The sequence below is a fragment of the Plantactinospora sp. B5E13 genome, assembly GCF_039871775.1.
In the GTDB taxonomy this organism is placed as follows: domain Bacteria; phylum Actinomycetota; class Actinomycetes; order Mycobacteriales; family Micromonosporaceae; genus Plantactinospora.
The window spans coordinates 187255-207353 of sequence record NZ_JBDPLT010000010.1 but is presented as its reverse complement, the minus strand read 5'-3'; the positions used below and the strand labels follow the sequence as shown (position 1 = coordinate 207353).

The following is a 20099-nucleotide window of genomic DNA, read 5'->3' as shown; positions in this document are numbered from 1 at the left end:
CCGGCTCGGGTCCACGACCCGGTCGCCGCCTGTCGGCACCGACACACCTGCGGCGGGGGTACGGCCACCGGTGCGGCCAGCCGGACTAACCTCCGCCTGGTGATCCGAGACGCCTTCCTCGCCGCCGCCGAGACCGCCGCCCCGATGTTCCGCGAACCGGCGCTGACGCAACGCTGGTCCGCCCCGAGCGCCCTGGCCGACTTCACCACCGGCGGGCTGGCCCGCCACCTCGCCAACCAGATCACCCACACCGTGGACCTGCTCGCGGCCCCACCCGGTGACAGCGCCATCCCGATCCTGGCGCACTACACCGGGAACGCCTGGGTCACCTCGGGCGTCGACAGCCCGGAGAACGTCGACATCCGGACCCGAGGTGAGCGGGCCGCCGCCACGACCACCCCCGGCGAACTCGCCGACACCGTCGACACCGCCCTGGCCGAGCTGCGCCGGACCGTGCCCGCCCAACCCGCCGCGCGGATCGTCGACTTCGGCCGCTGGGGGCTGCGGGTCGACGACTTCCTGCTCACCCGGGTGATGGAACTCGTGGTGCACGCCGACGACCTCGCGGTCAGCCTGGACCTGCCGACCCCGCCGATGCCGGCGGCGGCGACGGAGGCGACCATCCAGCTGCTCGCCCAGGTCGCGACCTGGCGGCACGGTCCGCTGGCCGTGGTACGCACGCTGTCCCGCCGGGAACGGGCCCCCGACTCGATCTCGGCGTTCTGACGGCGGGTCGGAGCCGGCGCCGGCCCGCCACGACCTGATCCGTGCCAGGTCCCGACGCCGGGAGGGCGGTCCCCGGAGGGCGGGCGGACCGGCCCTGGGCGAGGCGCCGGCCGACGCGTACCAACCGCGCCGGCCGGGCCGTCGAACTCAGTGGAAGAAGTGCCGGGTGCCGGTGAAGTACATCGTCAGGCCGGCGTCCCGGGCCGCCGCGACGACCTCCTCGTCGCGCAGCGAGCCGCCGGGCTGGACAACCGCGCGTACCCCGGCGTCGGCCAGCACCTGCAGCCCGTCCGGGAACGGGAAGAACGCGTCCGAGGCGGCCACCGCACCCCGGGCCCGGTCGGCGCCGGCCCGGTTCACCGCGAGGTGCGCCGAGTCGACCCGGTTCACCTGTCCCATCCCGACCCCGACCGTCGCCCCGTCGGAGGCGAGCAGGATCGCGTTGCTCTTCACCGCGCGGACCGCCCGCCAGGCGAAGACAAGGTCCCGCAGCACGTCGTCGCCGACCGGCGTACCGGTGGCCAGGCGCCAGTTGGCCGGGTCGTCGCCGGGGGCGTCGACCCGGTCGGCCAGCTGCACGAGTACGCCCCCGCTGACCTGACGCCACTCGGCCGGCGGCGGCGCCCAGGCGGGCGCGCGGAGCAGCCGGATGTTCTTCTTCCCGGTCAGTACGTCGACCGCGCCCGGCTCGAAGTCCGGCGCCACGACCACCTCGGTGAAGATCTCCGCGACCTGCTCGGCGAGGGCCACCGAGACCGGCCGGTTGACCGCGATCACCCCACCGAACGCGGAGACGGGGTCACAGGCGTGCGCCTTGCGGTGCGCCTCGGCGACGTCGGCCCCGACCGCGATACCGCACGGGTTCGCGTGCTTGATGATCGCCACCGCCGGCTGGTCGGCGAAGTCGTTCGCGGCCCGCCAGGCGGCGTCCGCGTCGACGTAGTTGTTGTACGACATCTCCTTGCCGTGCAGCTGCTCGGCCTGGGCCAGCCCGACCGGGGCCGCCGGGTCGACGTAGAGCGCCGCCTGCTGGTGCGGGTTCTCGCCGTACCGCAGCGGGGTGCTGACGGTCAACGCCATTCCGGCGAACGGCGGCCACTCCTGGTCGGTCGGCCCGGCCTGCACCGCGAACCAGTTCGCCACCGCCACGTCGTACTCGGCGATGTCGGCGAAGGCGCGGGCGGCCAGGGCACGCCGCTGGGCGGCGGTGAAACCGCCGTCGGCCAGCGCCGCCAGCACCGTCGGGTACGCCGACACCGAGGTCACCACCGCCACCGAGGCGTGGTTCTTCGCGGCCGCCCGGACCATCGCCGGCCCGCCGATGTCGATCTGCTCGACGCACTGGTCGAAGTCGGCGCCGGAGGCGACCGTCTCGGTGAACGGGTAGAGGTTCGACACCAGCAGGTCGAACGGCGCGATGCCGAGTTCGTCGAGCTGGGCGGCGTGCCGCGGCGACCGCAGGTCGGCCAGGAGGCCGGCGTGCACCTTCGGGTGCAGCGTCTTGACCCGGCCGTCCAGGGTCTCCGGGAACCCGGTCAGCGCCTCGACCGGGGTGACCGGGATGCCGGCCTTCTCGATGGTCGTGGCGGTGCTGCCGGTCGAGACGATCTCGACACCGGCGGCGTGCAGCGCCTGGGCCAGCTCGGTCAGCCCGGTCTTGTCGTAGACGCTGACCAGGGCGCGCCGTACCGGACGCCGCTCCCCCGCCGCGGAACTCGTGTCGCTCACTCCGATCGTGACCTTCCTTCCAGTGATCGTCCAGCCCTCCCGGACCAGCCGGCCGACGTACGTGACGAGCTGCTGCCGCTCGGCCACCTTGATCCGTTCGGTGAGGGATTCCTCGTTGTCGTCGTCGAGCACCGGCACCGCCACCTGGGCGATGATCGGCCCGGTGTCCACCCCGGCGTCGACGAAGAAGAGCGTGGCGCCGGCCAGGCGCACCCCGTACGCGAGTGCGTCGCGTGGACCGTGGATGCCGGGGAAGGCCGGCAGCAGCGAGTTGTGGGTGTTGACGTAGCGGTCGCCGAACGCGGCCAGGAAGTGCGGGCCGACCAGCTTCAGGAAACCGGCGGAGACCACCAGGTCGGGTCGGTGTTCGGCGACCCGGGCGGTGAGCGCCCGGTCCCACTCCTCGCGGCTCGGGTGCGCCGGGACACGTTCCACGAAGGTGGGTACGCCGGCGGCGGCGGCCCGGTCGAGCCCGGCGATGTTGTCCCGGTCGGCGCCGACGGCCACCACCCGGACGCCGTAGCCGGGGTCGGCGCACGCGTCCAGCAGCGCCTGCAGGTTGCTTCCGGAACCGGAGACGAGGACGACGATGCGGGCCGGCGACACAGGCTCAGTCACCCCCGCACCCTATCGGGCAGCTCAGGCCGGCTTCCCCGGGGCGCGGCCGCGGACCCGACAGGTCACACCGGAGCAGGACGACGGGCGGGCGGACCGTTCGGCATGCGGCACGCGGCGCGCGGCATGTCGGACTCGGGAAACGCCCCCCGACGTTGCGTTGATTAGGTACGCTCCCGGTCGCTCACGGGCCTGATCACCCGGAGCAATTCAACCCCCAGTCACCGCATCGCTGCGGTACGTGCAATTATCGAGGAGTTCGGACCCAATGCAACCTGGCTACCCCTCACAGCCGCCGCAACAGATCGATAACAACATGACGATGTCGATCGTCTCGATCTTCCTCTTCTGGCCGCTGGCGATCCCCGCCATCATGGCCGCCTCGAAGGTCAACCCGCTGCTGCAGCAGGGCGACTTCGCCGGCGCCCAGGCGGCGGCCGCCGAGTCGAAGAAGTGGTCGAAGCTCGCCATCATCATCGGTTGCGTCTGGATCGGCATCTGGCTGATCTGCTGCATCATCGCCTTCGCAGCGGGCATGGTCGGCGGCGGCGCCGGCGCCGCGTCGACCTACTGACCCACCCCGGACAGGGAGTTCTCCACCATGCAGCCGGGTTACCCGGGCCAGGACCCGTACGGGCCGCAACAGCCCCCGTCGGATCCGTACGCCCCACAGCCGCAGGACCCGTACGCGCCACCGACCTCCGGCCAGCCCGGCTACGGGCAGCCCACGTCGGGACAGCCGTACGAGCAGCCGAGCTACGGTCAGCCCACCTCCGGGCAGCCGTACGAGCAGCCGACGGGGCAGCCCGGGTATCCGCCGCAGTACCAGGATCCGTACGGCCAGCAGGCGATGCCGGGGCAGCCGTACGGCTCGACGTCCGGCTACCCCGGTCCGGGGTACGGCACGCCGACCAGGCAGGACAACACGCTCGGCCTGATCTCGATGATCCTCGGCATCGTCTCGCTGCCCCTGGGGTTCTGCTGCGGTCCCCTGTCGGTCATCGGGGGCATCGCCGCGATCGTGCTCGGCATCCTCGGTCGGGGCAAGGTCAGCCGGGGTGAGGCCAGCAATTCGGGCCAGGCGCTCGCCGGGCTGATCTGTGGTTCCCTCGCCGTCGTGCTCGCCGCGGCGGCGCTGATCTACGGCGCGGTCGCCAACGCCAGTCTCTACTGGCAGCCCTGAGCAGGCTGCACCGGTGCCGGTCGGCTGACCAGCGGGTCAGCCGGCGGTGACTCCGCCAGCGGGGCGTCCCGAGCACCTCCGGGGCGCCCCTCGGCGTTTTCGCGACACGCCCGGTCGATCGCGGTCCCCGCGGCCACCGCCCGGAAGCCACCGCCCCGGCGCTCGACAGCGCATGGCCCCGCCCGGCCGGCCCCGACACCCGGCGGCCCGGGACGCCGAGCCCTCGATGCAGGCCGCGACACTCAGCGACGGGTGACCGCCCGGCTGGCCACCGCGCCGATCAGGGTGCCGACCAGCACCACGACCGTCGCCCCGGCCGCCACCTGCCAGTAGCTGGGACCGATCTCGGCGAGCCGTCCGCCGCCGAGCGGGCCGCCGGAGAAGAAGGCCGCCCCGCCCATCAGCACCCCGGCCACCGGGCCACCGACCGCGGCCGCACCGAGCAGGGTGGACCAGCCGGGTGGCGACGCGTGCCGGTCGGCGGCGGTCAGCAGCATCCGACGGGCGAGCAGCCAGCCGGCCCCCATGCCGGCCAGCACCGGTACGGCGAGCACCACCCCGCCGAGCCCGCCGAGCGGCCCTTCGGGAAGCGCGGCGAACAGGGGCACGGCCGGCAGCGCCCCGATCGACACCTCGGTGGTCCGGACCACCGTGTCGGTGCCGACCGCGAATCCCGGCCCGAGCAGGAAACTCGCCGCCCAGATCGCGGCGTTCGGCGCGTAGCCGAGGCTGACCAGGGTGATTCCCGCCTGGCCCAGCACCCCGGTCCGGTACGCCCCGATCATGTCGCCGGCCTCGCCGCCACCGGTCGCCACCGCCAGCCCGGCGACGCCGGCACCGGCCGCGAACAGCAGGAAGGCCGCGACGACACCGGTGCGTACCCCGTCCCGCAGCACCGCCGGGGTACGACGGGCCAGTGGGCCCAGCGCGCCGGTGGCCCGCAACGCGCCGACGAGGGCGGCGAGCGTACCGAAGGTGGCCAGGGTGAGCAGCGCCCGCAGTGGTGCGGCGGTGGGCCCGTCGTCGCCGAGCGCGATCGCGGCGAGTGCGCCGAGCAGGCCGTACCCGATCCCGACCGTGCCCGCGACGATCAGCGCCCGGCCCAGGTTCGGATGGTGCCGGGCGCCGACCGCACGACTGACGTGTACGCCGGCCTGGGCGAGCCGCCACGCGGCGAGCACGGCGAGGGCGAGCGGCGCCAGGCCGAACGGCCCGGCGGCGGTCTGCAGCGGTACGCCGTGTCCGAGCAGCCAGCCGGCCAGCCCGAGTCGGGCGGCGGCGCCGATCGAGCCGGCGTCCTCGGCGAACCGGGCCACCCCGAGGACCACCGCGACCGGCAGGTAGGAGACGACGGCCGCCCAGAGCGTGGCGACCGCGGCGGCGACCGGCAGCGGGGCCCGGCCGGGCCGCCGGGCCTCTCCGGACCGGGCGGCGTCGCCCGGCCGGGGGGCGGGCACCCGACCGCCGCCGGGGGTTGCCCGGCGGGGTGTGGGGCGCCGCCGCTCCGCCCGGTCACGCCCGTCCCGCCGGTCGGGAACCGGCCCAGGCGACGTCTCCGGTCCGACGTCCGGAACGCCGCCCGAGGCGTCGGTACGGCGGGGCCGGTCAGCAGAGGTGGGTGGCATCAGCGCCTACTCTGGCACGGCGGCGGGACGGGCCGGTTCACGACACCACGGTACGGACCACCGCCGGCCGGCGACAGCGGCCGGCCGCACATCCCCGCCGTCGCCCCGGCCCGACCCGGGCCGCGACGCCCGCCGGGGGCCCGACGGCCGCGGACACGACGGGGTGGCCGGCCCGCGCCGACCACCCCGTCCGTCATGTCTGTCGACTCAGTTGCCGGACATGACCTCGCGCATCAGCCGGGCGGTCTCGCTCGGCGTCTTGCCGACCTTCACCCCGACCGCCTCCAGCGCCGCCTTCTTCGCCTCGGCGGTGCCGGCCGAGCCGGAGATGATCGCGCCGGCGTGCCCCATCGTCTTGCCGGGGGGCGCGGTGAAACCGGCGATGTAGCCGACCACCGGCTTGGTCACGTTGGCCTTGATGAACTCGGCGGCCCGCTCCTCGGCGTCGCCGCCGATCTCGCCGATCATCACGATGGCGTCGGTCTCCGGGTCCGCCTGGAACGCCGCGAGCGCGTCGATGTGGGTGGTGCCGATGACCGGGTCACCACCGATGCCGACACAGGTGGAGAAGCCGATGTCACGCAACTCGTACATCATCTGGTAGGTCAGCGTGCCGCTCTTGCTGACCAGGCCGATCCGGCCGGTGCCGGTGATGTCGGCGGGGATGATGCCCGCGTTGGAGGCGCCCGGCGAGGCGATGCCCGGGCAGTTCGGCCCGATGATCCGGGTCCGCTCCCCCTGCGCCACGTTGTACGCCCAGAACGCGGCGGTGTCGTGCACCGGCACGCCCTCGGTGATCACCACGGCGAGCGGGATACCCGCGTCGATCGCCTCGACGACCGCGCCCTTGGTGAACTGCGGCGGTACGAAGATGACGCTGACGTCCGCCCCGGTTTCCGCCATCGCGTCCGCGACGCTGGCGAAGACCGGCAGCTCGGTGCCGTCGAAGGCGACCTTCTGGCCGGCCTTGCGCGGGTTGACCCCGCCGACGACCGTGGTGCCGGCGGCGAGCATCCGCTTCGTGTGCTTCATGCCCTCGGAGCCGGTCATCCCCTGGACGATGACCTTCGAGTCCTTGGTCAACCAGATTGCCATCTCAGACCCCCGCAGCCGCGAGCTCGGCGGCCCGCCGGGCCGCGCCATCCATGGTGTCCACCCGCTCGACCAGCGGGTTGGCGGCGGCGTCGAGGATCGCCCGCCCCGCCTCGGCGTTGTTTCCGTCGAGTCGTACGACGAGCGGCTTGTCGACCGTCTCGCCCCGCTCGGTCAGCAGGGCCAGTGCCTGCACGATGCCGTTGGCGACCTCGTCGCAGGCGGTGATGCCACCGAAGACGTTGACGAAGACGCTGCGTACCGAGGGGTCGGAGAGGACGATCTCCAGCCCGTTCGCCATCACCGCCGCGCTCGCCCCGCCGCCGATGTCCAGGAAGTTGGCCGGCTTGACGCCGCCGTACGACTCACCGGCGTAGGCCACCACGTCGAGGGTCGACATGACGAGGCCGGCGCCGTTGCCGATGATGCCGACCTCGCCGTCGAGCTTGACGTAGTTGAGGTCCTTCTCCTTGGCCCGCTGCTCCAGCGGGTCCACCGCGGCCTGGTCGACCAGTGCCTCGTGGTCGGGGTGGCGGAAGCCGGCGTTCTCGTCCAGCGAGACCTTGGCGTCGAGGCAGAGCACCTCGCCGCTCTTCGTCTTCGCCAGCGGGTTCACCTCGACCAGGGTGGCGTCCTCGGCGACGAACGCCTGCCACAGGCGTACCGCGATCGGGACCACCTGCTCGGCGACGTCGGCCGGGAACTGTGCGGCGGTGACGATCTCCCGCGCCTTCGCCTCGTCGACCCCGGCGTTCGCGTCGATGGCGATCTTCGCCACCCGGTCCGGGGTCTCGGCGGCCACCTGCTCGATGTCCATACCGCCGGCGACGCTGGCGATGCAGAGGAAGGTGCGGTTCGCCCGGTCGAGCAGGTACGAGAAGTAGTACTCCTCGGCGATGTCGGCGGTCACCGTGATCATGACCTTGTTGACCGTGTGGCCCTTGATGTCCATGCCGAGGATGTCGGTGGACCGGGCCACCGCCTCGTCGGCGCCCTCGGCGAGCTTGACCCCGCCGGCCTTGCCCCGGCCTCCGACCTTCACCTGGGCCTTGACGACCACTCGGCCGCCGAGCCGCTCGGCGATCGCGCGGGCCTCGTCGGGGGTCGTCGCGACACCGCCGGCGAGCACGGGCAAACCGTGCCGCTCGAACAGCTCACGCCCCTGGTATTCGTACAGGTCCACGATTGCGCGTCCCGTCCCGTCTCCGCGGCGCGCCTGCGCACCGCCGCCAGCGTGTTGATGAGTTGGCGCCTGCTTGGGTACAAACAGGCCATCTGGCGCAGCCTAGCGAGACGACCACGGGGGGCATCCACGTGGGTGCTCGGTGTGTGGTATCGCACAGCCGCCGGCCGGCCTCGGGAAAACTTTCCGGTGACCGGCGTAACCCCGGGTAGGGGTGGTCGTTGAGTCTGGTGTCGGAGCGCTGAGCGCGACGACGGGAGCGGCCGATGCCCTGTCGGTCGAGGGGTGGCGGCGGGGCATCGTGCATAGAGAGGCCGGACGTGTGAGGGGTGCGTCCGGCCTCTCCCCTTCCCGCCCGGAGCGGGTTCCCCTCCGCGCGGCGCGGCCGGGTCTCAGGCCGGGGCGGTCAGCTGACCGCCGGCTGTCCCACGTTGGCCCGTACCCACTCGACGATCGCCCGGGTCGTCGCGCCGGGCGTGAAGATCCGGGCCACTCCGAGTCGTTCCAGCTCCGGGATGTCGGCGTCCGGGATGATGCCGCCGCCGAAGACCACCAGGTCCGCCGCGTCCCGCTCGGTGAGCAGCTCCAGCACCCGCCGGAACAGGGTCATGTGCGCGCCGGAGAGCACCGACAGGCCGATCGCGTCGGCGTCCTCCTGGATCGCGGTCTCGACGATCTGCTCCGGTGTCTGGTGCAGCCCGGTGTAGATGACCTCCATGCCCGCGTCCCGCAACGCCCGGGCCACCACCTTGGCCCCACGGTCGTGCCCGTCCAGGCCGGGCTTGGCGACGACGACCCGGATCCGAGAACTCATCAGCGTTACACCTTTCCAGGACACCGCCGGATTTCCTTAACGAACGGTAACCCGACGGCCCGCGACCCCGAAACTCCCGGCCCCGACAGTGGCCCGGAGAGCGGCTCCGGGGTTGGGGGGACCGGCCCCGGACCCCCTAGGGGATCGTCCCCGACGACCCGACGACCCGGACCACTCCGATAACCCTCTGCTGCACGGAGCGTGACCGAGCGCAACTAACGAGGCCACTGATAAAAGGTTACGAGATATGGCATTCCGCAACGGACAGCCGCACAGCGTACCGACATTTTGGCGGTGCGACTTGTGGCGCGCCTAGGGGTTGGTTACCGTGGCCCACGGTTGTCATCAGGTCCACGGTCCGGTGACAACGCGGTCAGCCGGAGTTCACCACGATCTTCCGAACCCCGGCGATGGTCGCAACACTGATCCGACAACGGAGGGTGTGCGTGCGCCAGCGCCTGTCGTCTGAGCCCGATCGCTACCGAGGGCGACGTCGCGTCCCCACACCCCCACGCAGCCGTTACGCGGCGGTTGTCACCACCGCCTTCGTCGGCGCCGGTGTCGTCGCGCTCGGCGCGGGCGCCCTGCCGGACGCCAAGGTGGTCAGCCCGTCCGCGCTGGCGGACCTGGAGAAGGCCGCCGCCACAAGTGAGGACCTCAGCTCCCGCGCCACCGACGCGGAGCGGTCGTCCCGGGACAACGACCGGGGCGGCCTGGAGTCCACCCTGGCCGCGGCACCCGACGTCTGGCGGCTGCCGCTCGAGGGCTACGACCTCAACACGCCGTACGGCATGCAGTGGGACAAGCTGCACCCCGGCATCGACCTGGCCGCCCCCGAAGGCACGCCCTACCACGCCGTCCACTCCGGCACGGTGACCAAGGCCGGCTGGTTCGGCGGGTACGGCTACTGCGTGATCGTCGAGCACCCGGACGGCACCGAGTCCATCTACGGGCACTCGTCCAAGCTGCTGGTCTCGGAGGGCCAGGAGGTCAAGGCCGGCGACGAACTTGGCCTGGTCGGCAACACCGGTCACTCGTACGGCTCACGACTGCATCTCGAGCTGCATGTCAACGGCAAGCCGACGGACCCGATCCCCTACCTGAAGGAACGCGGTGTGGACATCGCGCTACAGGTTGACGAACTGTACGCGGACGTAGCCGCCTCCTGACTCCAGGTAACGCCAGCTTCCCGCCCGACCCTCCGGGGTTGGGCGGTTTTTTCTGTCCGGTCCCCCGGGGACCGGTCGGCGAAGTTGCCTCGGTCACATCGACAGGTGTAGCGGAGACCACAGTCGATCTTTCCCGGAGATCGGTCAGGGTTGTCGATTGCGGCACAAAACCCCAGGTCATCGCCGGTTTTTCGGCCCGCACGCCGGACCCGACAACAGCGGCGCGCCACCGGCCCGGACACGATTCCGGAGTCCATGGCCCGACCGTGAAGGGACCCGCAGTGCCGGAGAACGACCCGATCCTGCCCGAGACGAACACGGACGCGAAGCCGTCCGAGGCCGCCGCGCCGCACCCGAGCGGAACCTCCGAGGCCGCCGCGCCGCACCCGAGCGGAACCTCCGAGGCCGCCGCGCCGCACCCGAGCGGAGCCGCCGGGGTGCGCGAGGACGGCCGGAGGGTCCGTCGGCTCCCCGGCGTACTCGCCGGACGGCTCGGGTTCCGGATCGCCGGGCAGCGCGGGTTCCGGGTCGCCGGACTGGTCGGGCTACTCGGGTTGGCGATCGCCGGCGTGTCGACCGCGACGGCGCTCGGCGCCGGTGGCGGCGACACCCCGACCCGGGTGACGGTGGCCGCCCAGGACGAGGCGGCAGCCCGGGCCGCCGCCGCCGACCGGGCCGACCGGTCCGCCCGCGAGACCCCCGGCGTACCGACCGCGACCCCGACCGTCAGTCCTTCGGCTGCGGCCGCCGCGCCGGCCACCCCCCGGGCCACGAAGAAGGCGGCGAAGACCAGCACGAAGACCTCGGCCAAGCCGAAGCGGCCGGCCTGGGTCAACCCGATGCCCGGCGCCCCGGTCACCTCCTGCTACGGCATGCGCTGGGGAGTGCTGCACGCCGGCATCGACCTGGCGATGCCGTCCGGCACCCCGATCCACGCGGCCGGCGCCGGGACCGTGGTGACCGCCGGTCCGGCCTACACCGGGTACGGCATCTCGGTGGTCATCGACCACGGCAACGGCTACCTCACCCACTACGCCCACCAGAGCCGGGTCGCGGTCAGCGTCGGCCAGAAGGTCACCGCCGGCCAGGTGATCGGGTACGAGGGCGCGACCGGCGACGCCACCGGACCGCACCTGCACTTCGAGGTGCACAAGGGGCTGTGGAACCAGGTCGACCCGGCCCCCTGGATGCGGGCCCGGGGCGTGGACCTCGGCTGCTGATCCGTACGCCACCACCGCCGGGGAGGCGGCTCAGGCGTCGAGGACGATCGCGTTCTTGGCCCGTTCGACCGACTCCTCGGCCGGCCCGGCACCCGGGTTCTCGGTGGCGAGCGCCTGGTTGACGTCCACGAACGGACGCATCCGCCGCTCGTACCGGTGGAACGCGGCGAGATGGTCGGCACCGGGCCGGCCCAGTTCCTCGGCGAGGACGTAGGCGCCGACGAGCCCAAGGCTGGTGCCCTGGCCGGAGAGCAGTGCCGGGGCGTACCCGGCGTCGCCGAGCAGCGACACCCGCCCCTGGGACCAGGTCGGCATCCGGACCTGGGCCACCTGGTCGAAGTAGAAGTCCGGCGCCGACCACATGGCCTTCAGCAGCCTCGGCACCTCCCACCGCAGCCCGGTGAGCCGGTCGGCGAGGAGTTGTCGTTGCTGGTCGGGGTCGCGGCGGTCGTACGTCAACGGCGCCGCCCCGAAGCCGAGGTAGACCCGGAGTTGGGTGTTGTCCCGGGCCGACATGACGGCGCCGCCGACCCCGCTGGCCGGGTCCTGGAACCACACCTGCCAGTTGTCCAGCTCGAGAAGGTTCTCGGTGGTGAAGACCGCCACGTACATGCCGAGGTGGTGGACGTACGGCTGCTCCGGGCCGAAGGCCAGCCGGCGTACCGTGGAGTGCAGGCCGTCGGCACCGACCACCAGGTCGAAGCCGCGGCGCTCGCCCGTCTCGAAGCGGACCTCGACGCCGGCCCCGGTCTGGGTCAGCTCGCTGACCGAGTCCCCGAACCGGTACTCGACGTCGTCGCGGGTCCGCGCGTAGAGCAACTCCACCAGGTCCTCGCGCAGCACCTCGACGTCGGGGCTGTCGAGTCGGCCGCTGCTGCGCGCCGTCTCGGTCGAGCGCATCAGCTCGGTGCCGTCCCCGTCGAGCACCGACATGCCCCGCATCCGGGTACGCGCCTCGCGCAGCGGCGCCGCCAGGCCCATCCGGTCGACCACCTCCAGCGCGACGCCCCGGACGTCGACCGCCTGGCCGCCGGCACGCAGCCCGGGGGCCCGTTCGACCACAGTGGGTTCGAAGCCGTGCCGACGCAACCAGTACGCCAGAGCCGGTCCGGCGATCCCTGCCCCGGAGATCAGTACGGATGTCATCTCGTGCCTCCCTGTACGCTGTATCCGCCGAGCAATGTACGGCGTACGCAAGGGCAGTAGCAAGGTTTTTCCGCTCTGTCCTAGCACAGGAGCCCGTCGGCGCTGGTACTTGCGACTAGCATCTGTACTAGGACAGAACAGTGGAGGTGTGGGATGCCGGCAGAACCGCCGTACCGGCGCATCGTCGCCGACATCCGGCGACGGATCAGGACCGGTGAACTCGCCCCCGGCGACCGGGTGCCCTCGACCCGGCAGATCGCCAGGGAGTGGGGCGTCGCCCTGGCGACCGCGACCCGGGCCCTGAACGCCCTGCGCGACCAGGGTGTGGTCCAGGCCCGACCCCGGGTCGGCACGGTGGTGGCCGGGACGCCCGACGCGCCGACCCCACCGTCGCCAACCCGACAGCCAACCCGACAGCCAACCCCGGCCAGCCGACAGCCGAGCCAGCCGGCCACCCGACAGCCGCCCCAGCTGGCCGGTCAGCGCCCCACCCCGCGGCCGACGCCCCGGATCACCGCCCGCCCGGACGCCGAACTGAACCGGGACCGGGTGATCCGCGCCGCCATCGAGATCGCCGACGCCGAGGGACTCGACGCGCTCTCGATGCGCGCGGTCGCGGCCCGGCTCGGCGTCTCCACCATGTCCCCGTACCGGTACGTCGGCAGCAAGGACGAACTCGTGCTGCTGATGGCCGACGCGGCGTACGGCGAACTGCGGCCACCCGAGTCGGCACCGGCGCACTGGCGCAACCGGCTCGAACTCGGCGCCCGGGTGCTCTGGCAACTACACCGACGCCACCCCTGGCTGGCCCAGACCGGGCCGCTGAGCCGCCCCCTGCCGCTGCCGAACCTGCTGGTCCACAGCGAGCGGATGCTCAGCGCCCTCGACGGCCTCGGCGTCGACCCGACAACCATGCTGGACGTGAGCATCCTGATCTACAGCCACGTGCAGGGACTCGCCGTGCACCTCGAACGGGAGACACAGGCGAGAGCGGCCACCGGGCTCACCGACGAGCAGTGGCTCGACACCCAGGCGCCGGCGATGGGCGCCCTGGCCACCGCCGGCCCCTACCCCACCTTCGCCCGGATGCTGGGCAGTTTCCGCCGGACCGGCTACGACCTGGACCTGAACCGCCTCTTCGAGCTGGGACTGCGCGCCCTGCTCGACGGGCTCACCGTACGGCTCGGGCAGCGAACCAGCCCAGGCTGACCGTACGCGGGACCGGACAGTGGACCGGGGCGGGACCGGAGACGCCGTCCCGCCCCGACGAGGCTCAGAGCTTGTCGATCGGCGCGTGCCGCAGCACCAGCCACAACGTCTGGTCGCCGAAGTCGATCTGCGCCCGGGCACCCGGACCGTGCCCCTCCACCGCCAGCACCCGGCCGAGGCCGTACCGCTGGTGGTTGACCCGGTCCCCGACCGCGACCTTGGGCGGCTGCTTCAACTCGCTCGCGGTGCTGAGTCGACTGGCGTCCACACCCAGCCGGGAGGCGAGCTGGGCCGCCTTCGGCGTACCGAAGGTGTTGCCGGCAGAGCGGAAGTTGCCGGACCGCTCGGCGGCGCCGGACCGGCCACCGACCCCGCCGCCGGACCCGGACCACGACGTGTACGCCCCCTCGGTCCGCTCCCAGCGGACCAGGTCGGTCGGCAGCTCGTCCATGAACCGCGACGGCGGGTTGTACGCCGGCTGCCCCCAGGCCGACCGGGTCACCGCCCGGGACAGGTAGAGCCGCTGCCGGGCCCGGGTGATCCCGACGTACGCCAACCGGCGCTCCTCCTCCAGCTCCCGGTTGTCGCCCAGGGCCCGCAGGTGCGGGAAGACGCCGTCCTCCAGACCGGTCAGGAACACCACCGGGAACTCCAGGCCCTTGGCGGTGTGCAGGGTCATCAGGGTGACCACGCCCTGGTGCTCGGGATCATCGGAGGGGAGTTGGTCGGCGTCGGCGACCAACGCGACCTGCTCCAGGAAACCGGCCAGGGTGGCACCCGGGGCACCCTCCTCAGCCAGCGCCTCGGCCCGTTCGGTGTACTCCCGGGCGACGCTCACCAGTTCCTGGAGGTTCTCCACCCGGCCGGCGTCCTGCGGGTCGATGCTCTCCTCCAGCTCGGCGAGATAACCGGAGCGGGTGAGCACCGCCTCCAGCACCTCCTCCGGCAGCGCGGTCCCGGCCAGCACGCGGACGTCGTCGAGCAGACTGACAAACTCGGCGATCGCGTTGACCGCCCGGGTGGAGATCCCCGGCGCCTCCGCCGCCCGGCGCAGCGCCGCACCGAACGAGATCCGCTCCCGGGTGGCGAGCGCCTCGACACACGCCTCGGCCCGGTCGCCGATCCCCCGGCGCGGGGTGTTCAGGATGCGCCGGATGCTCACCGTGTCGTCGTCGTTGACCACCGCCCGCAGGTAGGCCAGGGCGTCCCGGACCTCCTTGCGCTCGTAGAACCGGACCCCACCGACCACCTTGTACGGCAGACCGACCCGGATGAAGACCTCTTCGAAGACCCGGGACTGGGCGTTGGTGCGGTAGAAGACCGCCACGTCACCGGGGCGGGCGTGCCCGGCGTCGCAGAGTCGGTCGATCTCCCGGCCGACCCAGTCCGCCTCGGCGTGCTCGGTGTCGGCGACGTACCCGACGATCTGCTCCCCCAGACCCTGCTCGCTCCAGAGCCGCTTCGGCTTCCGGGAGGAGTTGCGCTCGATCACCGCGTTGGCGGCGTTGAGAATGGTCTGGGTCGAGCGGTAGTTCTGCTCCAGCAGGATCGTCCGGGCGTCGGTGAAGTCGCGTTCGAACTCGAGGATGTTGCGGATCGTCGCGCCCCGGAACGCGTAGATCGACTGGTCGGCGTCGCCGACCACGCAGAGTTCGGCCGGCTCGATGTCGCCACCGTGCCCGACCAGTTCCTTGACCAGGGTGTACTGCGCGTGGTTGGTGTCCTGGTATTCATCCACCAGGACGTGCCGGAACCGCCGGTGGTAGCGCTCCGCGACGTGCGGGTGCGACTGCAGCAGGTGCACCGTGGTCATGATCAGGTCGTCGAAGTCGAGGGCGTGCGCCTCGGTCAGCCGCCGCTGGTAGAGCGTGTACGCCTCGGCGACGGCCCGCTCGTTCGGCCCGCTCGCCCGGGCGGCGAACGTCTCCGGGTCGACCAGTTCGTTCTTCAGGTTCGACACCTGGGTGGCCAGTCCGCGCGCCGGGTACCGCTTCGGGTCCAGGTCGAGCTCCCGGGCCACCAACTGCATCAGCCGACGCGAGTCGTCGGCGTCGTAGATGGAGAACGTCGACTTCAACCCGGCGTGCTCGTGCTCGGCCCGCAGGATGCGTACGCAGGCGGAGTGGAAGGTGGAGACCCACATGAGCCGGGCCCGCGGGCCGACCAGGGCGGCGACCCGGTCCTTCATCTCCCCGGCCGCCTTGTTGGTGAAGGTGATCGCGATGATCTCGCCCGGATGCACATCCCGGGCGGCGAGCAGATAGGCGATCCGGTGGGTGAGGACCCGGGTCTTGCCCGACCCCGCCCCGGCGACGATCAGCAGCGGGGAGCCGGAGTGGGTCACCGCGTCCCGCTGCGGGCCGTTGAGCCCGTCCAGCAGGGCCTGCGGATCGAGCCCCGCCGGGCGGGGCCGGGGCGCGCCCTGGGCCGACGGGACATCGGGCGCCGGCGTCCCGAACGGTGGGGAGTCGAAGAGTGATTGCATCGCCTCGCGAGTCTATGCCGTCGGGCGGACAACCCCGCCGCCGAACCCGACCCGGCCCGGCCGTGACGCCGCGGCGCGCCCGGGCCACCTGGGGATCCGGGGTGGGGGCCGGGTGCCCCGCTCTGGGCGGTCAGGCTTGATCCCGTCGCGGGTCACCCGGCCCCCACCCCACCGAACCACAGCGCCCCTGGTCACGGCCTTGGCCGAACCGCTTGCCAAAGCACCGACGGCTGGGCATACTCGACCCGTGATCCATCGCGCGTTCTACTTTTACTACGGCTCCGGGAGTCCGGCAGCCGTGGGTCGCGCCTGATCTATGACCTACGAAAAGCCCCGGGCTCCTGGAGCCCGGGGCTTTTCGCATCGGGATTCAGACACCGGGGACCGGACCGACAGGGAGGACCCCATGAGCACAGAACTGGCCGCGGAATCCGTCGAGGCCGTCGGACCGACCACCGGCGCGCCGCCCGAGACAGGCACCAAGGCGCCGGCGGCGGCGGAACACATCCTCGGGCTGCGGGAGCGGATCGACCAGATCGACCGGGACCTGATCGCGCTCTGGAAGGAGCGGGCGGCCATCTCACAGGAGGTGGGCCGTACCCGGATGGCCTCCGGTGGCACCCGTCTCGTGCTGTCCCGGGAGCGGGAGATCCTGGAGCGTTTCCGCCAGGAACTGGGCGCGGACGGCACCCAGCTCGCCCTGCTGCTGCTGCGGGCGGGTCGCGGCCCGCTCTGAACCGCCGCGCCCTCGTCCGGAAAGAAATGCGAGCCCGGGAAGACGCGAGCCCGGGACGCCGGCCGCATGGATGGCGGCCCGCGCCCCGGGCAAATGAGGAGGCGTTTCTACTCACCGGTGGCGCAGCCGGGTCAGGCTGCCCACCAGCGCCTGACCGGCCTACTCGACCGCGTGCACCACGTTGCGCTTCTCCGCGAAGTGGCACGCGCTCGGGTGTGCCGAATGCTCCCGGGTGGTCAGTGCCGGTTCCTCGGTGGCGCAGACCTCCTGCGCCTTCCAGCACCGGGTCCGGAACCGGCAGCCCGACGGCGGGTTCGCCGGCGACGGCACGTCACCCTCGAGAACGATCTGGTCCCGCTGTCCCCGCAGCGTCGGGTCCGGCACCGGCACCGCCGACAGCAGCGCCTGGGTGTACGGGTGCGTCGGCTTCTCGTAGATCTCGTCCTCGGTACCGATCTCCACGATCTTCCCGAGGTACATCACCGCCACCCGGTCGGCGATGTGCCGCACCACCGACAGGTCGTGCGCGATGAAGATGTACGACAACCCCAGCTCGTCCTGCAACCCCTCCAGCAGGTTGATCACCTGGGCCTGGATCGACACGTCCAACGCCGACACCGGCTCGTCACAGACGATGATCTCCGGCTTCAACGCCAACGCCCGGGCGATCCCGATCCGCTGCCGCTGACCACCCGAGAACTGGTGCGGATACCGGTTGATGTGCTCCGGGTTCAACCCGACCAGATCGAGCAGTTCCTGGACCCGCCGCTTCCGCTCGCCCCGGGGCGCCACCTCCGGGTGGATGTCGAACGGCTCGCCGATGATGTCGCCGACCGTCATCCGCGGGTTCAGCGACGTGTACGGGTCCTGCATCACCATCTGGATGTTGCGCCGGGCCCGACGCAGGGCCGCACCGGTCAGCTTCGGCATGTCCTGGCCGCGTACGTTGATCACGCCCGAGGTCGGCTTCTCCAGCCCGACCAGGAGCTTGGCCAGGGTGGACTTGCCACAGCCGGACTCGCCCACCACGCCGAGGGTCTCGCCCCGACGCAGTTCCAGGTCCACCCCGTCGACCGCCCGGACCGCGCCGATCTTCGTCTGGAAGACGATGCCCCGGGTGATCGGGAAGTGCTTGATCAGCCCCTTGGTCTCGAGTACGACGTCCTTGTCACTTGACGGCTGGCTCATCGCCGACCACCTCCGTCCAGAAATGGCACCGAGCGGTCCGGCCGGCCGCCACGTCGTACTGCGGCGGCGGCGGGTCGGCCCGGCAGACGTCGCGGGCGTACGCACAGCGCGGGTGGAACGGGCAACCGGCCGGGATACGGGTCAGGTTCGGCGGCAGGCCCTTGATCACGTTGAGCTGCTGGCCCTTCAGGTCCAGCCGCGGGATCGACTCCAGCAGAGCCTTGGTGTACGGGTGTGCCGGCTTGGCGTAGATGTCCAGGACCGGCGCCTCCTCGACCACCTTGCCGGCGTACATCACCGAGATCCGGTCGGCGACGTCCGCGACCACCCCCATGTCGTGGGTGATCAGGATCAGGCCCATGTTCCGTTCCCGCTGCAGCTCGGCGAGCAGGCTCATGATCTGCGCCTGCACCGTCACGTCGAGCGCGGTGGTCGGCTCGTCCGCGATCAGCACCCGGGGGTCCAACGCCAGCGCCATCGCGATCATCACGCGCTGCCGCATACCGCCGGAGAACTGGTGCGGGTAGTCGTTGATCCGCTGCCGGGCGGCCGGGATCTTGACCATGTCGAGCAGTTCGATCGACCGCCGCTTCGCGTCCTGCCGGGACATGCCCCGGTGGATCCGGAACAGTTCACCGAGCTGGAACCCGACCGAGAAGACCGGGTTCAGCGCGGAGAGCGCGTCCTGGAAGATCATCGCGATGTGGTTGGCGCGTACCTTGCGCCGCTCCTGCTCCGAGAGCTTCAGCAGGTCGACGCCGCGGTAGCGGATCTCGCCACCGGTGACGAAGCCGGGCGGCGAGTCGAGGATCCCCATGATCGCCTGGGCGGTGACGGACTTTCCGCAGCCGGACTCGCCGAGAATCGCCAGCGTCTCGCCCGGGTCCAACCCGAGGTTGACGCCGTTGATCGCCTTGGCCACCCCGGCCTGGGTGCGGAACTCGACGTGCAGATCCTCGACCTCCAGCAGCCGGGCGCTGGAGTCCAGCCCCGGCAGGACGTCGATCTCAGCCTTGATGTCGGTCATGGCTCCACTCACCGCAGCCTCGGGTCGAAGGCGTCGCGGACCGCGTCGCCGAGCATGATGAACGCCAGTACGGTCGCGGCCAGGAAGACCGACGGCCAGACCAGCGGGGTGGCGGTCTCCCGGACGAACGGCGACGCGACCGCGATGTCGATACCCCAACTGATGGCGTTGCCGCGCAGGCCGACACCGAGGAACGTCAGGGTTGCCTCGGTGGCGATGTTGATGCCGAGCAGGATGGTCAGCACCACCACGAACGGCGCGGCCGCGTTCGGCAGGATGTGCCGGATCATCAGCCGGGCGTGGCCGGCGCCGAGCATCCGGGCCGCCGCCACGTAGTCCTGCTGTTTCGCCGAGATCACCGAGGAACGCATGATCCGGGCCGCGGTGGTCCAGGTCAGTACGCCCAGGGTCAGCGCCACCGCCCAGAAGCCCGAGCTCTCCGGGTCGGAGGTGAGTCGCCGGGCCAGCACGATCGCGCCCAGCAGGGTCGGGATGCCCAGCACGATGTCGATGCCCCGGGCCAGCACGGCGTCGACCCAGCCACCGAAGTAGCCGGCGGCCATCCCGATGACGAGCCCGATGATCCCGCTGATGATGGTCGCGGTGAGTCCGATCAGCACCGAGTTGCGGGCGCCGTAGATGGTCCGGGCGTAGACGTCACAGCCCTGGAAGTTGTAGCCGAAGATGGCGCTGCCGCTCGGGCCGGCGTGCTGCCGGGAGAGTTGACACAGGCGCGGGTCGGCGGAGGTGAACAGGCTCGGGAAGGCCGCCATGGTGACGACCAGGACGACCAGCACCAGGGCGGCCCAGAAGATCCAGTTGCGCCGCAGGTCCTGCCAGGCGTCGCCGGCCAGGCTGCGGGGCTTCTCCGCCCGCTCGTCACCCGCCCCGCCGTTGGCCCCAGCCTGGGTCTGTGCGACTGATTCCACGTTACTCATCGGACGCCTCGCTTA

The 20099-nt window shown here is 71.9% G+C and carries 17 protein-coding genes; 7 read left to right on the top strand and 10 right to left on the bottom strand.

All coding sequences use genetic code 11. The features are described from left to right. Positions 1–99 precede the first annotated feature (99 nt). Positions 100–726 (top strand): maleylpyruvate isomerase N-terminal domain-containing protein, encoded by a 627-nt coding sequence (locus tag ABGB05_RS12535; RefSeq protein ID WP_347653410.1) that lies wholly within the window; start codon positions 100–102, stop codon positions 724–726. 147 nt (positions 727–873) lie between these two features. Here ABGB05_RS12535 and purH read toward each other — a convergent pair whose 3' ends face one another. Beyond that, positions 874–3072 carry a bifunctional phosphoribosylaminoimidazolecarboxamide formyltransferase/IMP cyclohydrolase gene (purH, locus tag ABGB05_RS12530; RefSeq protein WP_347653409.1) on the bottom strand — a complete coding sequence of 733 codons (2199 nt, stop codon included), beginning with the start codon at positions 3070–3072 and terminating at the stop codon, positions 874–876. Between the two features lie 265 nt (positions 3073–3337). Here purH and ABGB05_RS12525 point away from each other — a divergent pair, with 265 nt between their 5' ends. Beyond that, positions 3338–3643 (top strand): CD225/dispanin family protein, encoded by a 306-nt coding sequence (locus ABGB05_RS12525; RefSeq protein ID WP_347653408.1) that lies wholly within the window; start codon positions 3338–3340, stop codon positions 3641–3643. A 27-nt stretch (positions 3644–3670) separates the two neighbouring features. Continuing rightward, complete coding sequence (locus ABGB05_RS12520; protein WP_347653407.1) at positions 3671–4252, top strand: DUF4190 domain-containing protein; 582 nt, start codon at positions 3671–3673, stop codon at positions 4250–4252. Positions 4253–4494: 242 nt separating this feature from the next. On the opposite strand, the gene ABGB05_RS12515 is transcribed toward ABGB05_RS12520, so the two are convergent. The 4 genes from ABGB05_RS12515 to ABGB05_RS12500 form a co-directional block, all read right to left on the bottom strand. Next, the gene (locus ABGB05_RS12515) at positions 4495–5877 is read right to left on the bottom strand and encodes a DUF6350 family protein (RefSeq protein WP_347653406.1); all 1383 of its coding nucleotides are present in this window, start codon (positions 5875–5877) and stop codon (positions 4495–4497) included. Positions 5878–6084: 207 nt separating this feature from the next. Continuing rightward, positions 6085–6972: a succinate--CoA ligase subunit alpha gene (sucD, locus tag ABGB05_RS12510; RefSeq protein ID WP_347653405.1), complete on the bottom strand. Its 888-nt coding sequence runs from the start codon at positions 6970–6972 to the stop codon at positions 6085–6087. Position 6973: 1 nt separating this feature from the next. After that, positions 6974–8152 carry an ADP-forming succinate--CoA ligase subunit beta gene (gene sucC, locus ABGB05_RS12505; RefSeq protein ID WP_347653404.1) on the bottom strand — a complete coding sequence of 393 codons (1179 nt, stop codon included), beginning with the start codon at positions 8150–8152 and terminating at the stop codon, positions 6974–6976. Positions 8153–8558: 406 nt separating this feature from the next. After that, complete coding sequence (locus ABGB05_RS12500; protein WP_347653403.1) at positions 8559–8966, bottom strand: cobalamin B12-binding domain-containing protein; 408 nt, start codon at positions 8964–8966, stop codon at positions 8559–8561. Positions 8967–9412: 446 nt separating this feature from the next. On the opposite strand from ABGB05_RS12500, the gene ABGB05_RS12495 reads away from it, so the two are divergent. Then, positions 9413–10135, top strand: a complete 723-nt coding sequence (locus ABGB05_RS12495) for a M23 family metallopeptidase (protein ID WP_347653402.1) — start codon at positions 9413–9415, stop codon at positions 10133–10135. Positions 10136–10638: 503 nt separating this feature from the next. Next, entirely contained in the window at positions 10639–11355 is a 717-nt protein-coding gene (locus ABGB05_RS12490; RefSeq protein ID WP_347653426.1) for a M23 family metallopeptidase, read from the top strand. A gap of 30 nt (positions 11356–11385) precedes the next feature. Here ABGB05_RS12490 and ABGB05_RS12485 read toward each other — a convergent pair whose 3' ends face one another. Then, positions 11386–12501: an FAD-dependent monooxygenase gene (locus tag ABGB05_RS12485; RefSeq protein ID WP_347653401.1), complete on the bottom strand. Its 1116-nt coding sequence runs from the start codon at positions 12499–12501 to the stop codon at positions 11386–11388. A 153-nt stretch (positions 12502–12654) separates the two neighbouring features. Here ABGB05_RS12485 and ABGB05_RS12480 point away from each other — a divergent pair, with 153 nt between their 5' ends. Further along, on the top strand, positions 12655–13710 hold the full coding sequence (locus ABGB05_RS12480) for a GntR family transcriptional regulator (protein ID WP_347653400.1): 1056 nt from the start codon (positions 12655–12657) through the stop codon (positions 13708–13710). 64 nt (positions 13711–13774) lie between these two features. Here ABGB05_RS12480 and pcrA read toward each other — a convergent pair whose 3' ends face one another. Next, positions 13775–16195 carry a DNA helicase PcrA gene (gene pcrA / locus ABGB05_RS12475; RefSeq protein ID WP_347653399.1) on the bottom strand — a complete coding sequence of 807 codons (2421 nt, stop codon included), beginning with the start codon at positions 16193–16195 and terminating at the stop codon, positions 13775–13777. A 406-nt stretch (positions 16196–16601) separates the two neighbouring features. Between pcrA and ABGB05_RS12470 the strand changes: the two genes are divergently transcribed. Then, positions 16602–16931, top strand: coding sequence for a chorismate mutase (locus ABGB05_RS12470; protein WP_347653398.1), 330 nt, complete (start codon positions 16602–16604; stop codon positions 16929–16931). Positions 16932–17090: 159 nt separating this feature from the next. Here the strand turns inward: ABGB05_RS12470 and ABGB05_RS12465 are convergent, their stop codons facing one another. Genes ABGB05_RS12465 through ABGB05_RS12455 form a run of 3 tightly spaced genes read right to left on the bottom strand, consistent with a single transcriptional unit; the run spans position 17091 to position 20084 of the window. Beyond that, on the bottom strand, positions 17091–18119 hold the full coding sequence (locus ABGB05_RS12465; RefSeq protein ID WP_347653397.1) for a dipeptide ABC transporter ATP-binding protein: 1029 nt from the start codon (positions 18117–18119) through the stop codon (positions 17091–17093). Next, positions 18100–19146, bottom strand: a complete 1047-nt coding sequence (locus tag ABGB05_RS12460) for an ABC transporter ATP-binding protein (RefSeq protein WP_347653396.1) — start codon at positions 19144–19146, stop codon at positions 18100–18102. Before ABGB05_RS12460 ends, ABGB05_RS12465 begins: the two co-directional genes overlap by 20 nt. Positions 19147–19154: 8 nt before the next feature. After that, positions 19155–20084 carry an ABC transporter permease gene (locus ABGB05_RS12455; protein WP_347653395.1) on the bottom strand — a complete coding sequence of 310 codons (930 nt, stop codon included), beginning with the start codon at positions 20082–20084 and terminating at the stop codon, positions 19155–19157. Between the last annotated feature and the right edge of the window lie 15 nt (positions 20085–20099).